The organism is Selenomonadales bacterium (assembly GCA_017442105.1).
Classification (GTDB): Bacteria; Bacillota; Negativicutes; order RGIG982; family RGIG982; genus RGIG982.
Window position 1 is genome coordinate 1 of the sequence record JAFSAX010000232.1, and the last position, 2,372, is coordinate 2,372.

The 2,372-nt window shown below is 46.9% G+C and carries 2 protein-coding genes; both read left to right on the forward strand.

What is annotated here, in order from left to right; all coding sequences use genetic code 11:
* The first annotated feature begins 78 nt into the window (after window positions 1-78).
* A complete protein-coding gene (gene nuoE, locus IJN28_08820; protein MBQ6713867.1) occupies window positions 79-588 on the forward strand; it encodes an NADH-quinone oxidoreductase subunit NuoE in 510 nt (169 codons plus the stop codon).
* Window positions 589-612: 24 nt separating this feature from the next.
* Window positions 613-2,372, forward strand: a 1,760-nt coding sequence (nuoF, locus tag IJN28_08825; GenBank protein ID MBQ6713868.1) for an NADH-quinone oxidoreductase subunit NuoF, incomplete at its 3' end; no start/stop codon positions are given.

Sequence of the window (2,372 nt, forward strand, 5' to 3'; positions counted from 1 at the left end):
ATTCTGTCTTTTATTTATAGAAATCATACAAGTATAACAGAAAATTATGAAATTTGTGCATTGAGTATAAAGAGAAAGATGAGGGAGTGGAGAAGTATGGAAAAACATTCATGTTGTTGCGGCGGCAATAAGGGAAATGAGTTTGAAAAACTCGATGCTATCTTGGAAAAGTATAGAGAAAGCAAGGGAACATTGATTCCGATTTTGCAGGAAGTACAGAATGTCTATGGCTATTTGTCCAAAGAAGTACTCATTCATATTGCACAAAAGACACAGATTCCGATCAGTCAGATCTATGGTGTTGCGACGTTCTATTCGCAGTTCCATTTGAATCCGCGTGGTAAACATATCATTCGCGTTTGTCAAGGTACAGCTTGTCACGTTCGCGGTGGTGCAAAAATATTGGCGGCACTTGAAGATCTCTTAGAGGTCAATGCAGGCGAAACGACGCGTGACTTGAACTTTACGCTTGAAACAGTTGCTTGCATCGGTGCTTGCGGTTTGGCACCTGTTATGATGGTCGATGAAGAACCGTACGGTCGTCTTACACCGGAAGCGCTTCCGGCAATTTTAGATCAGTATCGCTAATGATTCGGTAGGAGGAGGAGAACGATGAACGAAGCTAAAAGAGAAGTCCTGATTTGTGCAGGCGGTTGTATTTCTTCCGGTTCGAGCAAAATACAGGCAGCATTGCGCCGTGAATTGATCGATCGCGGACTTGATAGAGATATTCGTATTGTGGGAACAGGTTGTCATGGTTTCTGTGAAATGGGTCCGCTCGTTACGGTATATCCCGAAGGAGCATTTTATGTACGTGTACAGGAATCCGATGTCAAAGAGATCGTCGAAAAACACTTGATCGGCGGCGAAGTCGTAGAAAGACTCTTGTATCAAGATCCTGTTTCGAATGAACGTATCCTTCATTCGGAAGACATTGATTTTTATAAAAAACAGATGCGCTTCGTCTTGGCGAACTGTGGTCATATCGACGCGGAAGATATCAACGCATACCTTGAAGTCGGCGGTTATAAGGCGCTCGAAAAAGCACTTACCGAAATGTCGCCGGAAGATGTTATCGAAGAAGTGAAGGCGGCAGGCCTTCGCGGTCGTGGGGGCGGCGGCTTCCCGACGGGCCTTAAATGGGGCTTTGCACGTAAATCTCCGGGTGAGAAAAAATATGTTGTATGTAACGCCGACGAAGGTGACCCGGGTGCATTCATGGATCGCAGTATCTTAGAAGGTGACCCGCACAGACTGTTGGAAGGCATGGCGATCTGCGGTTATGCGATCGGTGCCGACGAAGGCTACATCTATGTCAGAGCAGAATATCCGCTCGCGATCAAACGTCTTAAGATCGCTATCAAACAAGCGATGGCTGAAGGCTATCTCGGCGAAAATATTTTTGATTCGGGCTTTAACTTTACGATCAAGATCAAAGAAGGTGCGGGCGCATTCGTATGCGGTGAAGAAACGGCTCTTCTTGCATCTATCGAAGGCAAGCGCGGTATGCCTCGTCCTCGTCCGCCGTTCCCGGCAGTATCGGGCCTTTGGGGTAAACCGACCAATATCAATAACGTAGAAACATTCGCTAATATCTACGATATCATTATTCGTGGTTCGGCTTGGTATGCAAGCATCGGTACTGAAAAGAGCAAAGGTACGAAAGTATTCGCGCTTACAGGTAAGATCAACAATACAGGTCTTGCAGAAGTGCCGATGGGTATTACGATGCGTGAGATCATCTTCGGCATCGGCGGCGGTATCCCGAACGGTAAGAAGTTCAAAGCCGTTCAGATTGGCGGTCCGTCGGGCGGATGCTTGCCAGAAGAGCTGCTTGATATGCCTGTTGACTACGATTCGTTGACGAAGATCGGTGCCATGGTCGGCTCGGGCGGTCTTGTTGTTATGGACGAAACGACTTGTATGGTCGATGTAGCACGTTTCTTCCTCAACTTCACGCAGTCGGAATCGTGCGGTAAATGTACGCCGTGCCGTGAAGGTACGAAACGTATGCTTGAGATATTGACTCGTATCACGCAAGGCAAAGGTGAAGAAGGCGACATCGAGCTTCTCGAAGATTTGTGCTATAAGATCAAAGACACGGCTCTGTGCGGTCTTGGACAGACGGCTCCGAACCCGATCTTGAGTACGATCAAATATTTCCGTCATGAATATGAAGCACATATTCGTGAAAAACGTTGTCCGGCAGGTTCGTGTACGCGCCTTATCGGATATCGCATCAATGATAACTGCAAAGGCTGCAGCCTTTGTAAGAAAGTATGTCCTGCTAATGCGATCATCGGCGATATCAAACAGAAACATACGATCGATGCAAGCGTCTGCTTGAAGTGCGGTGCTTGTATGGAAAAATG